Origin of the sequence: Blautia hansenii DSM 20583 (genome assembly GCF_002222595.2) — a bacterium.
Classification (GTDB): Bacteria; Bacillota; Clostridia; order Lachnospirales; family Lachnospiraceae; genus Blautia; species Blautia hansenii.
In genome coordinates, this window is sequence record NZ_CP022413.2 from 2,408,497 (window position 1) to 2,422,389 (window position 13,893).

General features: G+C 39.8%; 15 protein-coding genes, 6 tRNA genes and 1 riboswitch. Of the genes, 5 read left to right on the forward strand and 16 right to left on the reverse strand.

Going from position 1 to position 13,893, the window contains the following annotated elements; all coding sequences use genetic code 11:
• Positions 1–29: 29 nt before the first annotated feature.
• Together CGC63_RS12200 and CGC63_RS12205 are read right to left on the reverse strand one after the other, a co-directional pair.
• A complete protein-coding gene (locus tag CGC63_RS12200) occupies positions 30–581 on the reverse strand; it encodes a DJ-1 family glyoxalase III (RefSeq protein WP_003022569.1) in 552 nt (183 codons plus the stop codon).
• Positions 582–656: 75 nt separating this feature from the next.
• Positions 657–1,193 (reverse strand): hypothetical protein, encoded by a 537-nt coding sequence (locus tag CGC63_RS12205; protein WP_003022571.1) that lies wholly within the window; start codon positions 1,191–1,193, stop codon positions 657–659.
• Positions 1,194–1,283: 90 nt separating this feature from the next.
• Here CGC63_RS12205 and CGC63_RS12210 point away from each other — a divergent pair, with 90 nt between their 5' ends.
• Entirely contained in the window at positions 1,284–1,730 is a 447-nt protein-coding gene (locus tag CGC63_RS12210) for a CYTH domain-containing protein (RefSeq protein ID WP_003022573.1), read from the forward strand.
• Positions 1,731–1,748: 18 nt separating this feature from the next.
• On the opposite strand, the gene CGC63_RS12215 is transcribed toward CGC63_RS12210, so the two are convergent.
• Together CGC63_RS12215 and CGC63_RS12220 are read right to left on the reverse strand one after the other, a co-directional pair.
• Positions 1,749–2,756 carry an ABC transporter substrate-binding protein gene (locus CGC63_RS12215; RefSeq protein ID WP_003022575.1) on the reverse strand — a complete coding sequence of 336 codons (1,008 nt, stop codon included), beginning with the start codon at positions 2,754–2,756 and terminating at the stop codon, positions 1,749–1,751.
• An 87-nt stretch (positions 2,757–2,843) separates the two neighbouring features.
• On the reverse strand, positions 2,844–3,092 hold the full coding sequence (locus tag CGC63_RS12220) for a hypothetical protein (RefSeq protein ID WP_009246470.1): 249 nt from the start codon (positions 3,090–3,092) through the stop codon (positions 2,844–2,846).
• A gap of 115 nt (positions 3,093–3,207) precedes the next feature.
• Between CGC63_RS12220 and proC the strand changes: the two genes are divergently transcribed.
• A complete protein-coding gene (gene proC, locus CGC63_RS12225) occupies positions 3,208–4,002 on the forward strand; it encodes a pyrroline-5-carboxylate reductase (protein WP_003022578.1) in 795 nt (264 codons plus the stop codon).
• A gap of 63 nt (positions 4,003–4,065) precedes the next feature.
• Here the strand turns inward: proC and CGC63_RS15710 are convergent, their stop codons facing one another.
• From CGC63_RS15710 to CGC63_RS12265, 10 genes are all read right to left on the reverse strand, one after another.
• Positions 4,066–4,227 carry a hypothetical protein gene (locus tag CGC63_RS15710; RefSeq protein WP_242648465.1) on the reverse strand — a complete coding sequence of 54 codons (162 nt, stop codon included), beginning with the start codon at positions 4,225–4,227 and terminating at the stop codon, positions 4,066–4,068.
• Entirely contained in the window at positions 4,169–4,774 is a 606-nt protein-coding gene (locus CGC63_RS12230; protein ID WP_003022580.1) for a hypothetical protein, read from the reverse strand. The genes CGC63_RS15710 and CGC63_RS12230 overlap by 59 nt, the downstream gene beginning before the upstream one ends.
• Positions 4,713–4,901: a hypothetical protein gene (locus CGC63_RS15715; protein WP_009246473.1), complete on the reverse strand. Its 189-nt coding sequence runs from the start codon at positions 4,899–4,901 to the stop codon at positions 4,713–4,715. The genes CGC63_RS12230 and CGC63_RS15715 overlap by 62 nt, the downstream gene beginning before the upstream one ends.
• Positions 4,902–5,153: 252 nt before the next feature.
• Positions 5,154–5,227: transfer RNA gene (locus tag CGC63_RS12235), tRNA-Met, on the reverse strand.
• 30 nt (positions 5,228–5,257) lie between these two features.
• Positions 5,258–5,330: transfer RNA gene (locus CGC63_RS12240), tRNA-Val, on the reverse strand.
• Between the two features lie 25 nt (positions 5,331–5,355).
• Positions 5,356–5,429, reverse strand: a tRNA-Met gene (locus tag CGC63_RS12245).
• Between the two features lie 30 nt (positions 5,430–5,459).
• A tRNA-Val gene (locus CGC63_RS12250) sits at positions 5,460–5,532 on the reverse strand.
• A 24-nt stretch (positions 5,533–5,556) separates the two neighbouring features.
• Positions 5,557–5,630 (reverse strand) — tRNA-Met (locus CGC63_RS12255).
• A gap of 32 nt (positions 5,631–5,662) precedes the next feature.
• Positions 5,663–5,735: transfer RNA gene (locus tag CGC63_RS12260), tRNA-Val, on the reverse strand.
• A gap of 185 nt (positions 5,736–5,920) precedes the next feature.
• Positions 5,921–6,400: a hypothetical protein gene (locus CGC63_RS12265; protein WP_003022584.1), complete on the reverse strand. Its 480-nt coding sequence runs from the start codon at positions 6,398–6,400 to the stop codon at positions 5,921–5,923.
• 225 nt (positions 6,401–6,625) lie between these two features.
• Here CGC63_RS12265 and sigG point away from each other — a divergent pair, with 225 nt between their 5' ends.
• From sigG to CGC63_RS12280, 3 genes are all read left to right on the forward strand, one after another.
• Positions 6,626–7,405 (forward strand): RNA polymerase sporulation sigma factor SigG, encoded by a 780-nt coding sequence (sigG, locus tag CGC63_RS12270; RefSeq protein WP_022239593.1) that lies wholly within the window; start codon positions 6,626–6,628, stop codon positions 7,403–7,405.
• Between the two features lie 75 nt (positions 7,406–7,480).
• A complete protein-coding gene (locus tag CGC63_RS12275; protein ID WP_003022586.1) occupies positions 7,481–8,851 on the forward strand; it encodes an MATE family efflux transporter in 1,371 nt (456 codons plus the stop codon).
• Complete coding sequence (locus CGC63_RS12280) at positions 8,844–9,677, forward strand: AraC family transcriptional regulator (RefSeq protein WP_003022587.1); 834 nt, start codon at positions 8,844–8,846, stop codon at positions 9,675–9,677. The genes CGC63_RS12275 and CGC63_RS12280 overlap by 8 nt, the downstream gene beginning before the upstream one ends.
• A 24-nt stretch (positions 9,678–9,701) precedes the next feature.
• On the opposite strand, the gene gnpA is transcribed toward CGC63_RS12280, so the two are convergent.
• Together gnpA and CGC63_RS12290 are read right to left on the reverse strand one after the other, a co-directional pair.
• Positions 9,702–11,867, reverse strand: coding sequence for a 1,3-beta-galactosyl-N-acetylhexosamine phosphorylase (gnpA, locus tag CGC63_RS12285; RefSeq protein WP_003022589.1), 2,166 nt, complete (start codon positions 11,865–11,867; stop codon positions 9,702–9,704).
• Positions 11,868–11,994: 127 nt separating this feature from the next.
• On the reverse strand, positions 11,995–13,569 hold the full coding sequence (locus CGC63_RS12290) for a Na+/H+ antiporter NhaC family protein (protein WP_411329650.1): 1,575 nt from the start codon (positions 13,567–13,569) through the stop codon (positions 11,995–11,997).
• Between the two features lie 144 nt (positions 13,570–13,713).
• A riboswitch (Lysine riboswitch) is annotated at positions 13,714–13,881 on the reverse strand.
• Between the last annotated feature and the right edge of the window lie 12 nt (positions 13,882–13,893).

The following is a 13,893-nucleotide window of genomic DNA, read 5'->3' on the forward strand; positions in this document are numbered from 1 at the left end:
AGGATATTGAAAACGCCAGTATTTTTTCATCAATGCCCGTAAATCACTGATTTTTTTATTTCTTCTGCTTTTTCTTTTCCATAAAGCTGGGAAATCAGCTCCAATGCAAAAGGAATTGCCGTACCAAGACCTCTGCTGGTGGTAATGTTTCCGTCTCTTACTACCCTGTCGGTACACACTTCTGCCTCTATAAGCTTATCTTCAAAGCCCGGATAGCAGGTTGCTTTCTTTCCTTTTAAAAGTCCCAGCTCACCCAAAATCATAGGAGCTGCACAAATTGCAGCTATTTTCTTATCCTTCGCTGCAAATTCCTTTAAAAGTGCACAAAGCTTCTCATGATTTCTCAAATTCAAAGTTCCCGGCATTCCTCCCGGAAGTACCAATACATCTGCATCTTCATAACATGTCTCATCAAAAAGCACATCTGCCTTCAATTCTATATTATGAGCGCCCTTTACTGTAAGTCCTTCTCCCACAGACACCATAAGAACCTCCGCCCCTGCTCTGCGAAGTAAATCCACTACGGTCAGCCCTTCAATTTCTTCGAAACCATCTGCTGTAAATACACATATTTTTGCCATTCTATCCCTCTTTTCTTTTTTCCGTTCATGACGTTAAGTATAGCACAAACTTTCTGTTTTATCTGTAAACTTTTTCTAAATTAAAACTGCCTTTTTGCATAACACAAATCTCTCTAAGCCGCCATACAACTGCGTTCTCGCCTTAATCTCATATCCGTTTTCTGTCATGTTAAAAAGGCTGAATGTATTTTCCGGATGTACCGAACACAAACGATATTGTACAGTATGCTGTTTTTCTTTCATTCTTTGCACCAATTCTTCTTCCGCTTTTTCCAACATCTTTTGCTGCAATTTATTTCCCCGAAAACTACTTTTTACTGCCGCCGTATCCATGTGCACGATTTTATCCGTATCCTCCTTAGGAACGTCTGCATAAACGCCCATATAATCCTCTTCTCCCGGAACAACCACAATAAAAAATCCTGCCAGTTCCCTGCTTTCTTTTTCTCTTGCAAGAATAATAAAACCTTCTCCCTCCAGCATTTCTTGGATATACGCTTCATCACCTGCTGCAAACCATTCCTTTTTCTTCACGGTCTGCGCCGCTTCTTTCATAACTTTCCAAATTTCTTCTCTGTCTTTTTGAACGGCTTTTTCAAATATAAATTCCATTTTCTTCCTCTCTTTAATTTTACTTGCTTTTTCTTTGAAAAAATTATATGATACATTTACTTTTTATTCAACGAAAAACGGAGGTTTCTTATGGAGATAGAAAGAAAATATCTTATCCACAAATTACCGGAAAATCTTGACACTTATCCATATAAAAAAATCGAACAGGCATACTTATGCACCGAACCTGTGGTTCGTATACGCAAACAGGATGAAGAATACTTCTTGACTTATAAAGGAAAAGGACTTCTGGTTCGAGAAGAATACAATCTTCCCCTTACAGAAATTGCTTATCTGCATTTAAAAGAGAAAGCAGACGGCATTGTTTTATCAAAAACACGCTATCTGCTTCCTCTTTCTGATACACTCACTATTGAACTTGATGTTTTTGATGCCCCTTATGAAAACCTGTGGCTTGCAGAAGTAGAGTTTTCTACCAAAGAAGAAGCAGAAAACTTTCTTCCTCCGTCATGGTTCGGGGAAGATGTCACCTTTTCCACAGAATATCAAAACAGCACTCTTTCTTTAAAGCTATAAAAAGCGAAGATGTACGCTTTATTTCTTTGCTGCTTTTTCTGCAAATTCTGTATTTACCAATTTGTCGTAGGGGACTCTTTTTTCCAATTCCCCTGCATCCTCTAAAATATTCTCCAAAAGTTCAAAGCTCTTTTTCTCGAAGATTAAATTGTCTTTCCACGTTTCCTGTTCCTGATAACGTTCTACAATGGTCTCAATAGTTTCTAAATCATTTTCCGGAAATTGCGGTTTAATAATTTTGGCAATCTCATCCGACGTATGCGTATTTACGTAATCCATCCCTTTTTGTAAGGCATTGGTAAATCCTTGAATAATCTCCGGATTTTCCTTCATAAAACTATCTTTGGTACTATAAGCAGTGTAAGGTACATAACCGGAGTCCACACCACAGGATGCTACCACATAACCTGCATCCTGCTGCTCCAAAGCCGTAGCAGAGGGTTCAAATTCCACACTGAAATCTCCCTGTCCCCCCATGAAAGCTGCCGCAGTAGAACCAAAATCAATGCTTCTGTCAATATTTACGTCCTTTTCCGGATCTATTCCATTTTGTTTTAGAATATATTCAAATACCATTTCCGGCATACCGCCTTTTCGTCCTCCCAATACATCTGCACCTTTTAAATCACTCCACTGAAAGTCAGGCATTTCTTCTCTTGCCACCAAAAAATTCCCCGCTCTCTGTGTAAGCTGTGCAAAATTCACCACTGTATCCTGTGCCCCCTGCTGATAGGCATAAATACTTGCCTCTGAACCCATAAATCCAATATCCGCATCTCCTGAAAGAACGGCTGCCATTACCTTGTCTGCTCCAAATCCTGTTACCAGCTCAAGTTTTATTCCCTCTTTTACAAAATATCCTTCCTCTATGGCAACATATTGAGGTGCATAAAACACAGAATGTGCAACCTCATTCAGTGTCACAGGAACTAACTGCCCCTCTTCTTTCTTTCCTTCGCCGCATCCGCTCAATGCAGCCGTAAGTCCCAGTATAACTGCAAATAAAACACTTATTTTCTTTTTCATATTTCCCCCATAAAATATAAAATTACCGCAGCGTGCGCACGCACATCTGCGGGTACAGTATTATTTTATGATTAGGAAAAAATCCTGTTACTTTCCTTCTCTTTCTTTAAAATATTTCTTAACACCTTCAATATCTGTGTAGGCAAAATGGCGTAAATCATCTTCCGGCATGTGCCCCAGCTCTTCTAAATCAGAACTTCCGGTAAAAGGACAAATGGGCTTTAATTCTTCCTCTGTAAATCCCAATTCCTCCATTTCTTCTTTTGAAATATACTGGCTCACTTCAATTTTATTGCATGCTTTGCAATGATAAACACTAAAAAGTTCTTTACTCATAATTTTCGTCTCCTCTGTTTTTCTTCTTTTCATTTTAATATAGCATAGTCACGAAAGCAATACTTGAAAATGACATAAAAAAACTGCATAATAGATAAAAAGGAGGATTTTAATTATGAAGTTAGGATTTATCGGCTGCGGCAATATGGCATCTGCCATAATCGGCGGCATTTTAAATAAAGGACTGGCACAGCCTGAAGATATTTGTGCTTCTGTAAAAACGCAAAGCTCTGCCCAAAAAATTCAAAATACACTGGGAATTTCCTGTACTACAAATAATCTTGAAGTTGCAAAAACTGCGGATTATCTCTTTCTTGCAGTCAAGCCTCAATTTTGTACCGATGTAGCTCTTCAGATTAAAGATGCTTTAACCGATAAACAGGTAATCATTTCTGTAATTGCAGGAAAAAATCTGGAATGGCTGAAGGAGCATTTGGGAAATGATAAAAAAATCATCCGCACCATGCCAAACACACCTGCTCTTGTAGGGGAAGGGGTCACAGGTGTATGCCCTGATAATCTGACATCAGATGAAGATCTTCAAAATGTTCTTACACTTTTAAGGTCATTTGGACAGGCAGATATTGTTACAGAACCTATTCTTGATATTGTAGGCGCAGTCAGCGGAAGCTCTCCCGCTTTTGTATTCATGTTTATTGAAGCTTTGGCTGACGGAGCTGTTGCAGAGGGGATGCCCAGAAAACAGGCTTATGATTTTGCTGCACAGGCAGTTCTCGGAAGTGCAAAAATGGTATTGGAAACAAAAAAACATCCCGGTGAGTTAAAAGACATGGTATGTTCTCCTGCCGGAACTACCATTGAAGGTGTAAATACTTTAGAAAAAGAAGGAATGCGAAGCGCCGTTATGGATGCGGTAAGAGCCTGCATTCAAAAAACCAGAAAATTATAAACAACTCTAAAGAATATTTATCTATTTTATGCTCTTCATAAAATAGATAAATATTTTATTTTTTTATAATCCAAATTCTTTAAATAAGCGCTCCTGATAACTTCTGTCCGAAGCTGCTTTTATGATATCCTCTATTCTTCCCAGTTTAGAAAGCTTTAAAGTAAGTTCATTGACACGCTCTTCTCCGATTTCCTCCCCCCTCTGTCTTTTTTGCTTCCAGCTCATCTTTCATTAATTCTTCTAATGCCTTACACATCTTTTTCGCCTCCTCGAATTTTTCTTCGTTTGCCCGCACAATAATATCCATCACAGACTCGTATAATGTGTTTTTCTTATGTTTTTTATAATCCTTCAATAATTCTTCCGCATCTTTTGTACTTTTAAGCTGATTAGTCAAGTTCCTAAGCCAAAGACTTTCTTTTTTAGAAAGCTCTCCGGTAACAATAATCTGAATAGGAAGGGTGTCACCAATCACATAATAAATCCCTGCATATACTTTTTCAATTTGTAGTTTTCTTTCCCCAACGATATGCCGAAAAAGCTCTCTTGGATAATTCTGACACACAAAGGAAATCGGCAATTCTTCCAGTAAAATCGAGTTTACCGGTGTTCTGTCCGCCTTATAAAAATATGTATACGCATATCCTTTGTAAAAGTCATCAATACATAGATAATCGTCAGGACTTTTATACTCTACGATATTGTACCTTCTAAATATCTTTCCTATATTTTTCTTTAGTATCTGTGTTTCTTTTTTTCTTAATCGGCACATCAATCATCATCGGCTTTGTCCCAAGTACATATTCTGATTTGAATTCTAGGTATTTTGCCTCCTCCCCAAATTCAATCTGAATACCCGCAAAAAATGCCGGATGCCACTGCAATAGTTTTTCTGTCATAAAAACCTCCTTTTTGTTGTTTCGAGTTTGTTTTTCAGGAGGTTCTCTATTTAGGGAAGCTCCTGCCTTTGTTGTTGTGGATAAAAGCATGAATTCCCCGAATACAGAATTGTAATTAGATAAGCAAAACTTCATTTATTGAAAACCACATTTTAATGAAAAAAGATTACACAGCAGCACAATTTTTTATGAAACAAAAAAGCCATGACTCCTTCTAAGTCACAGCTTATTTTCCAAAAACTATTCTTTTAGTAGCGAGAGGGGGATTCGAACCCTCGACACTACGGGTATGAACCGTATGCTCTAGCCAACTGAGCTATCTCGCCATCTGTTTTCCTTTGCTTTTACAAAAGAAATGGGACCTACAGGGCTCGAACCTGTGACCCTCTGCTTGTAAGGCAGATGCTCTCCCAGCTGAGCTAAGATCCCATTTTATATTTTGTCTTTCGACAAGTAGCGAGAGGGGGATTCGAACCCTCGACACTACGGGTATGAACCGTATGCTCTAGCCAACTGAGCTATCTCGCCATCTGTTTTCTCTTTGCTTTTGCAAAAGAATGGGACCTACAGGGCTCGAACCTGTGACCCTCTGCTTGTAAGGCAGATGCTCTCCCAGCTGAGCTAAGATCCCATTTTATGTTTGTCTTTCGACAAGTAGCGAGAGGGGGATTCGAACCCTCGACACTACGGGTATGAACCGTATGCTCTAGCCAACTGAGCTATCTCGCCATCTCTTTTTCCCTTTGCTTTTGCAAAAGAAATGGGACCTACAGGGCTCGAACCTGTGACCCTCTGCTTGTAAGGCAGATGCTCTCCCAGCTGAGCTAAGATCCCGTTTCCTGTCAGCTTATCGCTGACTGCCTTGCTATTATATACTGATTTTTGACAAATTGTCAATACCTTTTTTACAATTCCTATAAAATTTTCTAAAGAAATTTTCTTAAACTGCAATTCTTAAAATACCTCTGCCGTTTTCTTTTCCTAACGAAATTTCATATAAACCGGCAGAGGTTGTCTATTCACTTTACTTCAACAATATTACTTAAGAAAAAAGAGTCTACTTTCTCTTTTCCATCTTCCTCTATAACAGTGATTTGTCCTGTGGCTTTCTCTTTTTTATCCTCATCCTTCTCGTATCCTAACAATACTTCAAATTCTCCCTCGCCGTCTTCATCCACTTCACATTTCACTTCCAAAACCTTTGCCTTTGCAGAATTCTCCTCTGCTTTCTTATCGTATTTTAAAGGCATTCTGTCACCGCTCATAGCCTCTATACACGCCTCGGAAGCACAATCTGAAAATGTATCATAATACTTTTCTGTATCATTGTCCTTCTGAAATTCTGTATATCGTTTTTCAAAATCTGTGGTAAATACCTCCTTCAAAAAACTTTCCGGAACAGTTGTGGCAGAAGAACTTTTTCCTTCGTCTTGTGCACATCCGGAGCATAACAATATGGCAATCCCTGCTGCCGCAAATAATACACGCTTCCCCTTCATCTACATTTCCTCCTCTTCCTATTTTCACGTATTTTGATAAACCTATTTTACTATATTCATATTTTTTATTCAATTAGTTTATTAGCGTATTATCAAAAAAAGCAACATCTTAATGTCAAGGTCTAAAACTTTATTAAATTTCCCCTTTTATCGTATATTGTACCGTTTCATGGAGAATGCTTTTCATAGCAGTATTTTTATTACATGATTGGAGGATTTCTTGCTATGGCACTTAATAAAGTGGAAATTTGCGGCGTAAACACTTCACGTCTTCCTATTCTCACAAATGAAGAAAAGGACGCACTATTTGTGCGTATTAAAGAAGGTGATCCTGAAGCGAGAGAACAATACATTAAAGGTAATCTGCGGCTGGTTCTAAGCGTTATTAAACGGTTTTCCAGCAGCAATGAAAATGCAGATGATTTATTTCAAATTGGCTGCGTGGGATTGATTAAAGCCATTGACAACTTTGACACCACCTTAAACGTAAAGTTTTCAACTTATGCGGTTCCCATGATTATCGGCGAAATACGACGCTATTTAAGAGATAACAACGCCATTCGTGTCAGCCGTTCCCTTCGGGATGTTGCCTATAAAGCCATTTATGCAAAAGAAAATTATGTAAAGCAAAATTTAAAAGAACCTACCATCAATGAAATCGCCGAAGAAATCGGCATTGATAAAGAGGAAATCGTATATGCTCTGGATGCCATTCAAAGTCCTGTCAGCCTGTATGAACCTGTCTATACAGAGGGAGGGGATACCCTTTATGTCATGGACCAAATCAGCGATAAAAAAAATAAAGAAGATAATTGGATTGAAAACATTGCTTTAAAAGAAGCATTAAAAAAATTAGATGACAGAGAACAGCATATTGTTACCATGCGCTTTTACGAAGGGAAAACGCAAATGGAGGTAGCAGAAGAAATCGGTATTTCTCAGGCGCAGGTCAGTCGTCTGGAAAAGCATGCGCTAAAAACTATGCGTAACTATCTCCGTCCGTAAGTTTTCTCTTGTTTGCTCTTTCAAAAAAGCCTATAATAAATAAAACGCTTACATTTCAAAACAGGAAGGAGCAAAATGTTGAAGCATAAAATTACACAAGAAGAAAAATTTCAAATGATGACAACTGCCCCTATTCCCTCGCTCATCGGAAAAATGGCAGTTCCGACCATAATCAGTATGCTGATTACTTCTATTTACAATATTGCCGATACCTTTTTTGTATCAAGGCTGGGAACAAGCGCCACTGCGTCCGTAGGAATTGTATTCCCTGTTATGGCAATTATACAGGCTCTCGGCTTTTTCTTCGGCCACGGTTCCGGAAATTCCATCTCCAGAAGGCTGGGCGCTAAGGATACCGAAAGGGCAGAACAGCTTGCAGGAATTGGATTTTTTTCTGCATTTTTATGCGGGCTTTGCGTAACGGTTCTCGGGCTTCTTTTTTTAGAGCCTCTGTCCCTGCTTTTAGGCTCTACTTCTACAATTTTGCCTTATACAAAAGATTATCTTGGTATTATTTTGCTGGGTGCGCCCTATATGACGGCACAGCTTGTTTTGAATAATCAACTGCGCTTTCAGGGAAATGCCTTTTACGCCATGATTGGTATTACCTCCGGTGGAATTTTAAATATTTTTCTGGACCCCCTTTTTATTTTTAAATTTAATATGGGAGTCTCCGGAGCTGCTCTGGCAACCATTTTAAGCCAGTTTGTCAGCTTTCTTCTGCTCCTCTGGGGAATAAAGATATCCGGCTGTATTCCTTTAAAATTAAAATCCATGAAATATTTAAAATACAATTTAAAAATCATTGCGCAGGGCGGTCTTCCTTCTCTGTTTCGTCAGGGTCTTGGAAGCATCTCCATTCTGGCTTTAAATCTGGCTGCCAATCCTTACGGAGATGCCGCTATTGCCGCTATGTCCATTGTATCCCGCATTTCCCAATTTGCCATTTCTGCACTGATTGGCTTTGGGCAGGGCTTTCAGCCTGTATGCGGTTTTAATTACGGGGCAAAAAAATTCAGCCGTGTCAGAGAAGCTTTCTGGTTCTGCGTAAAAGTATCTACTGTGGTACTTATTTTTATCGGCATTACTGGCTTTCTTTTCGCCGGTTCTCTTATTTCTGTTTTCCGAAAAGATGACTTACAGGTTATTGTCATCGGCACGGTTGCTCTGCGAATGCAGTGTGTTGCCTTACCCCTTTCCGGATGGGTAATTATGAACAACATGATGACACAGACCATTGGAAAAACCTTCAAAGCCTCCCTTTTAGCTGCTGCCCGACAGGGAATTTTCTTCGTCCCCGCCGTCCTTGTACTGCCGCCGCTTCTGGGAATTTTAGGAATACAGATGGCTCAGCCTGTTGCCGATATCTGTGCTTTTCTTCTGGCTGTGGTCATAAACAGAAGTATTATGAAGGAAATGAAGGAGGAGGAAAAGGCGTATGAGTAATGTTCGCTATCCTTTCGAAGGCTCTGACTCCGACTTTTTAAAAGCCCAGCTTCTCTATGTCACCTGTGCCACCTCTGACAAAGACTGGCACAGTATGGAACACTCCCATTACTTTTCTGAGTTGTTTTTTGTGACAAAAGGAACAGGATACTTTCAAATCGAAGGAAAACAAATTCCGGTGCAGAAAAATGACCTTATACTTATCAATCCCAATATTCCTCACACTGAATTTGGAAACAAAGAGCAACCTTGGGAATACATTGCACTGGGAATTGAAGGGGTACAGTTTCAGTATTCTGAAAAAGAAGCCCCATATAGTTACAGTGTGTTCTCCCTTTCCCGTGAACATAGGGAAATTCCCTGGTATTTAAGCACCCTTGTCAAAGAAATTCAGACACAGCAGGAAGGCTATCAGACAATCTGCCAAAACCTGCTGGAACTGATTTTACTCTCCGTAGCCAGAAGTACACGGCAGGAATTTCTCTCTGCCCCAAGGCAGAAAACCACCAGAGAATGCAGACTGGTGGAGCAATACATCAACGAACACTATCATGAAGATATTACGCTGGACACATTAAGTGCTCTGGTGCATATCAATAAATATTATCTGGTTCATGCCTTTAAAAATTACAAAGGCGTCTCCCCAATCAACTACTTAATTCAGCGCAGGGTGGAGGAAGCCCGCTACTTGTTGGAGTCCACCAATTATTCGGTGACAAAAATAGGCGAAATCAGCGGATTTTCCTCTCAATCCTATTTTTCTCAAACCTTTCGCCGTTTAACGGGAACAACACCAAATGCTTACCGCAAAAAAAAGAAGCCGTAATTTCTACGACTTCTTTTTTCTATCTTAGATTTCGTACCATTTAATTTCGTTTGCTTCCAGATGTAAATCAAAGCTTGTTCCGTCACCTTTGTATACCGTAGTATCCTGTGGCTCGTAAGTATTGTTTACAACACAGTATTTGCCATTTTTTACATAAGCGTGAACTTCTACATTGTAGTTGTCAGAGAACCATCTGTGCAGGTTTTCTTCATCATGAGAAGCCCAGATAATTGCTCTGTAAAGGATACGGCTGTTTTCAAAGCTGTATGGAAGACCGCTGATATAAACGCTTCTTCCTTCTCCGAATTCATTGACAGCCATCTGTACTTCTTTGTCTTTCTGTTTGATAATGGTTGCTTCCGGCAGAGCATAGATTGCTTTCTGTCCTTCACCGAAATCAACATCACCTTTACAGTCTTCGATAATAAAGTGGTCATGTTCTTCCCAGTTGTATTTATCTGTATTAAGAGTAAAGCCTGTTTCTTTTTCAACACCCATAACGCCTGCTAACTGGAAGTAGCGTCCTTCATGCTGGTATGCTGTCGGTTCGCCTACGCCGATAAATCCGCCGCCATTGTAAATGAATTTCTTCACTGCTGTTACAACTTTTTCATCTGCCCAGTTGTCTCCACCTGTGTATGCTGTATATGCACCGCCTACATTTAATACAACATCAATGTCATCCAGAATTTCAGGAGTGTTTCTGATGTCATCAAAGCTGATGAATTTTACATCGAACGGAGCGCCGCTTAATGCTTCGATAATTCCTGCATAAGAGTAGTTCTGTTTGTAGTAAATTGCATGATGTACCATGTGGTTACCCCAAGCGCGCATTTTACCCCAACTGTTTAAAACAGCTACTTTCTTCATGCAGTATGGAGTAGTTCCTTTGATGTTTTCGTATAAGGTTCTGAATTCGTTACATACGCTTTCTACGTAATCGATGAATTCAGGGAATTCCATAGCCAGTTTCAAGTATCCGCCGTAGCCGATACGGTCGATTGGGCTTCTTAAAATTGCACGTCTTGCTGTTACCCAGTTTACTTTTGCTTCTTTTACAGGATCTCCGCCTTCATGGAATGTATCCGGGAAGAAATATGGAAGGAAACGTCCCTCTGTATATTTTACTCCCTTGATGTCGCTAATCAGACGTAAAGTAGAACCATTTCCAACACTTCCTACAACTGCGTCAAGGCCGATGCTCTTAAATTCGTCCATAAACGGCTCCATACCAATCCAGTGGTCGCCTAAGAACATCATTGCTTCTTTACCGCATTCATGAGTAATGTCAACCATTTCTTTTGCAAGTTTAGCAACTTCTCTTCTCTGGAATGCTTGGAAATCTTTAAATTCTTTAGACGGAATTCTGTATGTATTGTTCATGTAACCCTGATCAATGATAAATTCCGGTCTGAATTTGTATCCCACTTCCTGTTCAAACTGTTCCAGAATGTATGGACTTACAGATGCAGAATATCCGTACCAGTCTACATATTTTTCTCTTGCCAGTTCATCGAAAATCAATGTGAACTGATGGAAGAAGGTTGTGTAACGAATAACATCTACATGTGGGTTGTCTTCAATAAATTTACGAAGACGTTTCATGGAGTATTCTTTTGTTTTCGGCTGACGAACATCAAATGTAATCTGTTTTTCAAAGTTTGTCCATCCGTTTGTAACGGCATTGTACATGTGTACCGGATCCCACATAATGTAAGCTAAGAAGCTGACTGTATAATCGTGAAATGCCTTTGCATCGTGGATTGTCACGTCACCTGTTTCTTCGCTGTAATCCCACTGTGTTACAGGAACTACTTCTCCTGTTGTTCTGTCAATAACTTCCCACCAACGTGTAATATCGTCATGAGAATTTACCTTCAGCATATCAGGATAGAGGTGGTTCATCAGATGAATGGATAACTCGCTGTCTACTGCTGTGTAGAATGGTGTCATAATGTACATCTGCTGAATTTCGTCCGGATTTGCCTTTGCCCATTCATTGTCTTTTCTTGTTGTGTAGTAAGTAGAATATACTTTTGCATCTACATTTTTTAATTCTTCCGGATAGTCTGTTCCGTCACAGTCACGGATAGCGTCTGCTCCCCATCTTTTTACTAGTTCCAGAGTTTCCGGTACCACGTCCACGTCTGTCGGAATGGTTACACGACCTTTAAAATTTGTTTCGCTCATGTTTTCTCCTTTCGCATTTTCAAAGCATTTTGTTATACACTAAGGATATACAATATTCCACAAAATTTCTATGCTCATCTTGCGATTTTTTTTATATATATTGCTATTTTTCTAAATTTAATATCAATTATCTATTTTTATTTTTGTGATTATATTTAATAACTGCTAAAACGCCGAGCATCATAAGAATTCCCGCCGGAAGGGCAATCCATGCAGACTGAACAAAGCCCGCAATAATGTAGGTAACAAAGCTTACACCGGCTACTGTCACTGCATAAGGAAGCTGTGTGGAAACATGATTTACATGATTACACTGAGCCCCTGCGGATGCCATAATCGTGGTATCAGAAATCGGTGAGCAATGGTCTCCGCACACTGCGCCTGCCATACATGCAGAAATAGAAATAATCATAAGCTGCGGATTACTTTCTCCAAAAACAGCTACAACAATCGGAATTAAGATACCGAAAGTTCCCCATGAAGTTCCTGTTGCAAATGCCAGCAGACAGCCTACGATAAAGATAATCGCCGGAAGTAAATTCATCAGACCTCCTGCTACGCTTTCCATAGCTGTTGCCACGAAAACATCTGCTCCCAGACTGTCTGTCATGGCTTTTAATGTCCATGCAAAGGTTAAAATCAAAATTGCCGGCACCATTGCCTTAAATCCGTCAGGAAGACAGTCCATGCAGTCTCTGAAGGACAGCACACGTCTTGCAACATAAAAAACAACTGTAATCAGAAAAGCAAATACACTTCCGATAGATAATGCTAATGAAGCATCACTTTGGGAAAACGCTGTTACAAAATCCGTTCCACTGAAAAATCCCCCAGTGTAAATCATACCGATAATACAGCAAACAATCAGAACCAGAATAGGCACTACCAAATCAATTACTTTTCCTCTTGGATTTGGTTTTTTCTCTGAAACTTCTTCATCCACTCGCTTTCCTGTTGTATAAATATCTCCCTTTAAAGCGTTTGCTTCATGGATTGCCATAGAACCGAAATCCACTCTCATCAGTACCAGACCAAACATCATAACAATGGTAAGAAGCGCATAGAAGTTATACGGAATTGCTCTCATGAAAATTGCCAGACCGTCTTCCCCTTCCACAAATCCGCTGACTGCGGCTGCCCATGAAGAAATAGGAGCAATGATACAAATCGGAGCTGCTGTGGAGTCAATTAAATATGCAAATTTTGCTTTTGAAACATTGTGCTTGTCTGTAATAGGCTTCATAACGCTTCCTACCGTCAGGCAGTTGAAATAGTCATCTACGAAAATCAACATCCCCAGCAAGATTGTGGCAATCTGTGCGCCGACTCTTGTTTTAATATGGGTGCTTGCCCATTTACCAAAAGCAGCTGAACCGCCTGCATGGTTCATCATGCACACCATCGTCCCCAAAATCACTAAAAAGATTAAAATACCTACATTATAGGAGTCGGAAAGAACCTTAATAAAGCCACCTTCCAAAATATTATTTACAGTTTTCTCAAATCCAAAATCTGCTGAGAATAAAGCTCCTACTAAAATACCGATAAACAAAGAGCTATAAACCTCTTTTGTAATCAATGCCAAAACAATGGCTACAACGGGAGGTACTAAAGCCCAAAAGGTAGCATACATCTGTGGTTTTGGCGCTTCCGCCTCACCTCCGGCAAATACAGTGACTGCAAAGGTCATCATAAGCAGCATAAAAATTGCCATACCGGTAAAAAGTTTTCTTTTCTTTGTCATAATCAATTTTCCTTTCTTTGTTTTAATGTATAAAAAAACCATGAACGATACTCCCTGCTGGGAACGCATTCATGGTTTTACCGAAATCTATTGAGTATGACCAATGATGATAGCGCTCCACTTGTCGTGACAGTACATGATATCTTATACCATGTCCCAGCAGGAAAATCTCGGGCAGATTTTCCCACTTCGGCAGCTTCCCCTTTCCCCTCCTGCGGCTGCCCTGCCTTGCAAAAGGGTACTCTTGAAACCTGCACCTCTATCATAATATCGTTCCTGACT

What these genes read in the sequence shown, in the direction of transcription:
- CGC63_RS12280 (WP_003022587.1), top strand. Translation starts at nt 8,844, where the DNA reads ATGAGTAATGTTCGCTATCCTTTCGAAGGCTCTGACTCCGACTTTTTA.
- gnpA (WP_003022589.1), bottom strand. Translation starts at nt 11,867, where the DNA reads ATGAGCGAAACAAATTTTAAAGGTCGTGTAACCATTCCGACAGACGTG.
- CGC63_RS12230 (WP_003022580.1), bottom strand. Translation starts at nt 4,774, where the DNA reads ATGTGCCGATTAAGAAAAAAAGAAACACAGATACTAAAGAAAAATATA.
- CGC63_RS12220 (WP_009246470.1), bottom strand. Translation starts at nt 3,092, where the DNA reads ATGAGTAAAGAACTTTTTAGTGTTTATCATTGCAAAGCATGCAATAAA.
- sigG (WP_022239593.1), top strand. Translation starts at nt 6,626, where the DNA reads ATGGCACTTAATAAAGTGGAAATTTGCGGCGTAAACACTTCACGTCTT.
- CGC63_RS15710 (WP_242648465.1), bottom strand. Translation starts at nt 4,227, where the DNA reads ATGAGCTGGAAGCAAAAAAGACAGAGGGGGGAGGAAATCGGAGAAGAG.
- CGC63_RS12200 (WP_003022569.1), bottom strand. Translation starts at nt 581, where the DNA reads ATGGCAAAAATATGTGTATTTACAGCAGATGGTTTCGAAGAAATTGAA.
- CGC63_RS12205 (WP_003022571.1), bottom strand. Translation starts at nt 1,193, where the DNA reads ATGGAATTTATATTTGAAAAAGCCGTTCAAAAAGACAGAGAAGAAATT.
- CGC63_RS12275 (WP_003022586.1), top strand. Translation starts at nt 7,481, where the DNA reads ATGTTGAAGCATAAAATTACACAAGAAGAAAAATTTCAAATGATGACA.
- CGC63_RS12290 (WP_411329650.1), bottom strand. Translation starts at nt 13,569, where the DNA reads ATGCTGCTTATGATGACCTTTGCAGTCACTGTATTTGCCGGAGGTGAG.
- proC (WP_003022578.1), top strand. Translation starts at nt 3,208, where the DNA reads ATGAAGTTAGGATTTATCGGCTGCGGCAATATGGCATCTGCCATAATC.
- CGC63_RS12210 (WP_003022573.1), top strand. Translation starts at nt 1,284, where the DNA reads ATGGAGATAGAAAGAAAATATCTTATCCACAAATTACCGGAAAATCTT.
- CGC63_RS15715 (WP_009246473.1), bottom strand. Translation starts at nt 4,901, where the DNA reads ATGACAGAAAAACTATTGCAGTGGCATCCGGCATTTTTTGCGGGTATT.
- CGC63_RS12215 (WP_003022575.1), bottom strand. Translation starts at nt 2,756, where the DNA reads ATGAAAAAGAAAATAAGTGTTTTATTTGCAGTTATACTGGGACTTACG.
- CGC63_RS12265 (WP_003022584.1), bottom strand. Translation starts at nt 6,400, where the DNA reads ATGAAGGGGAAGCGTGTATTATTTGCGGCAGCAGGGATTGCCATATTG.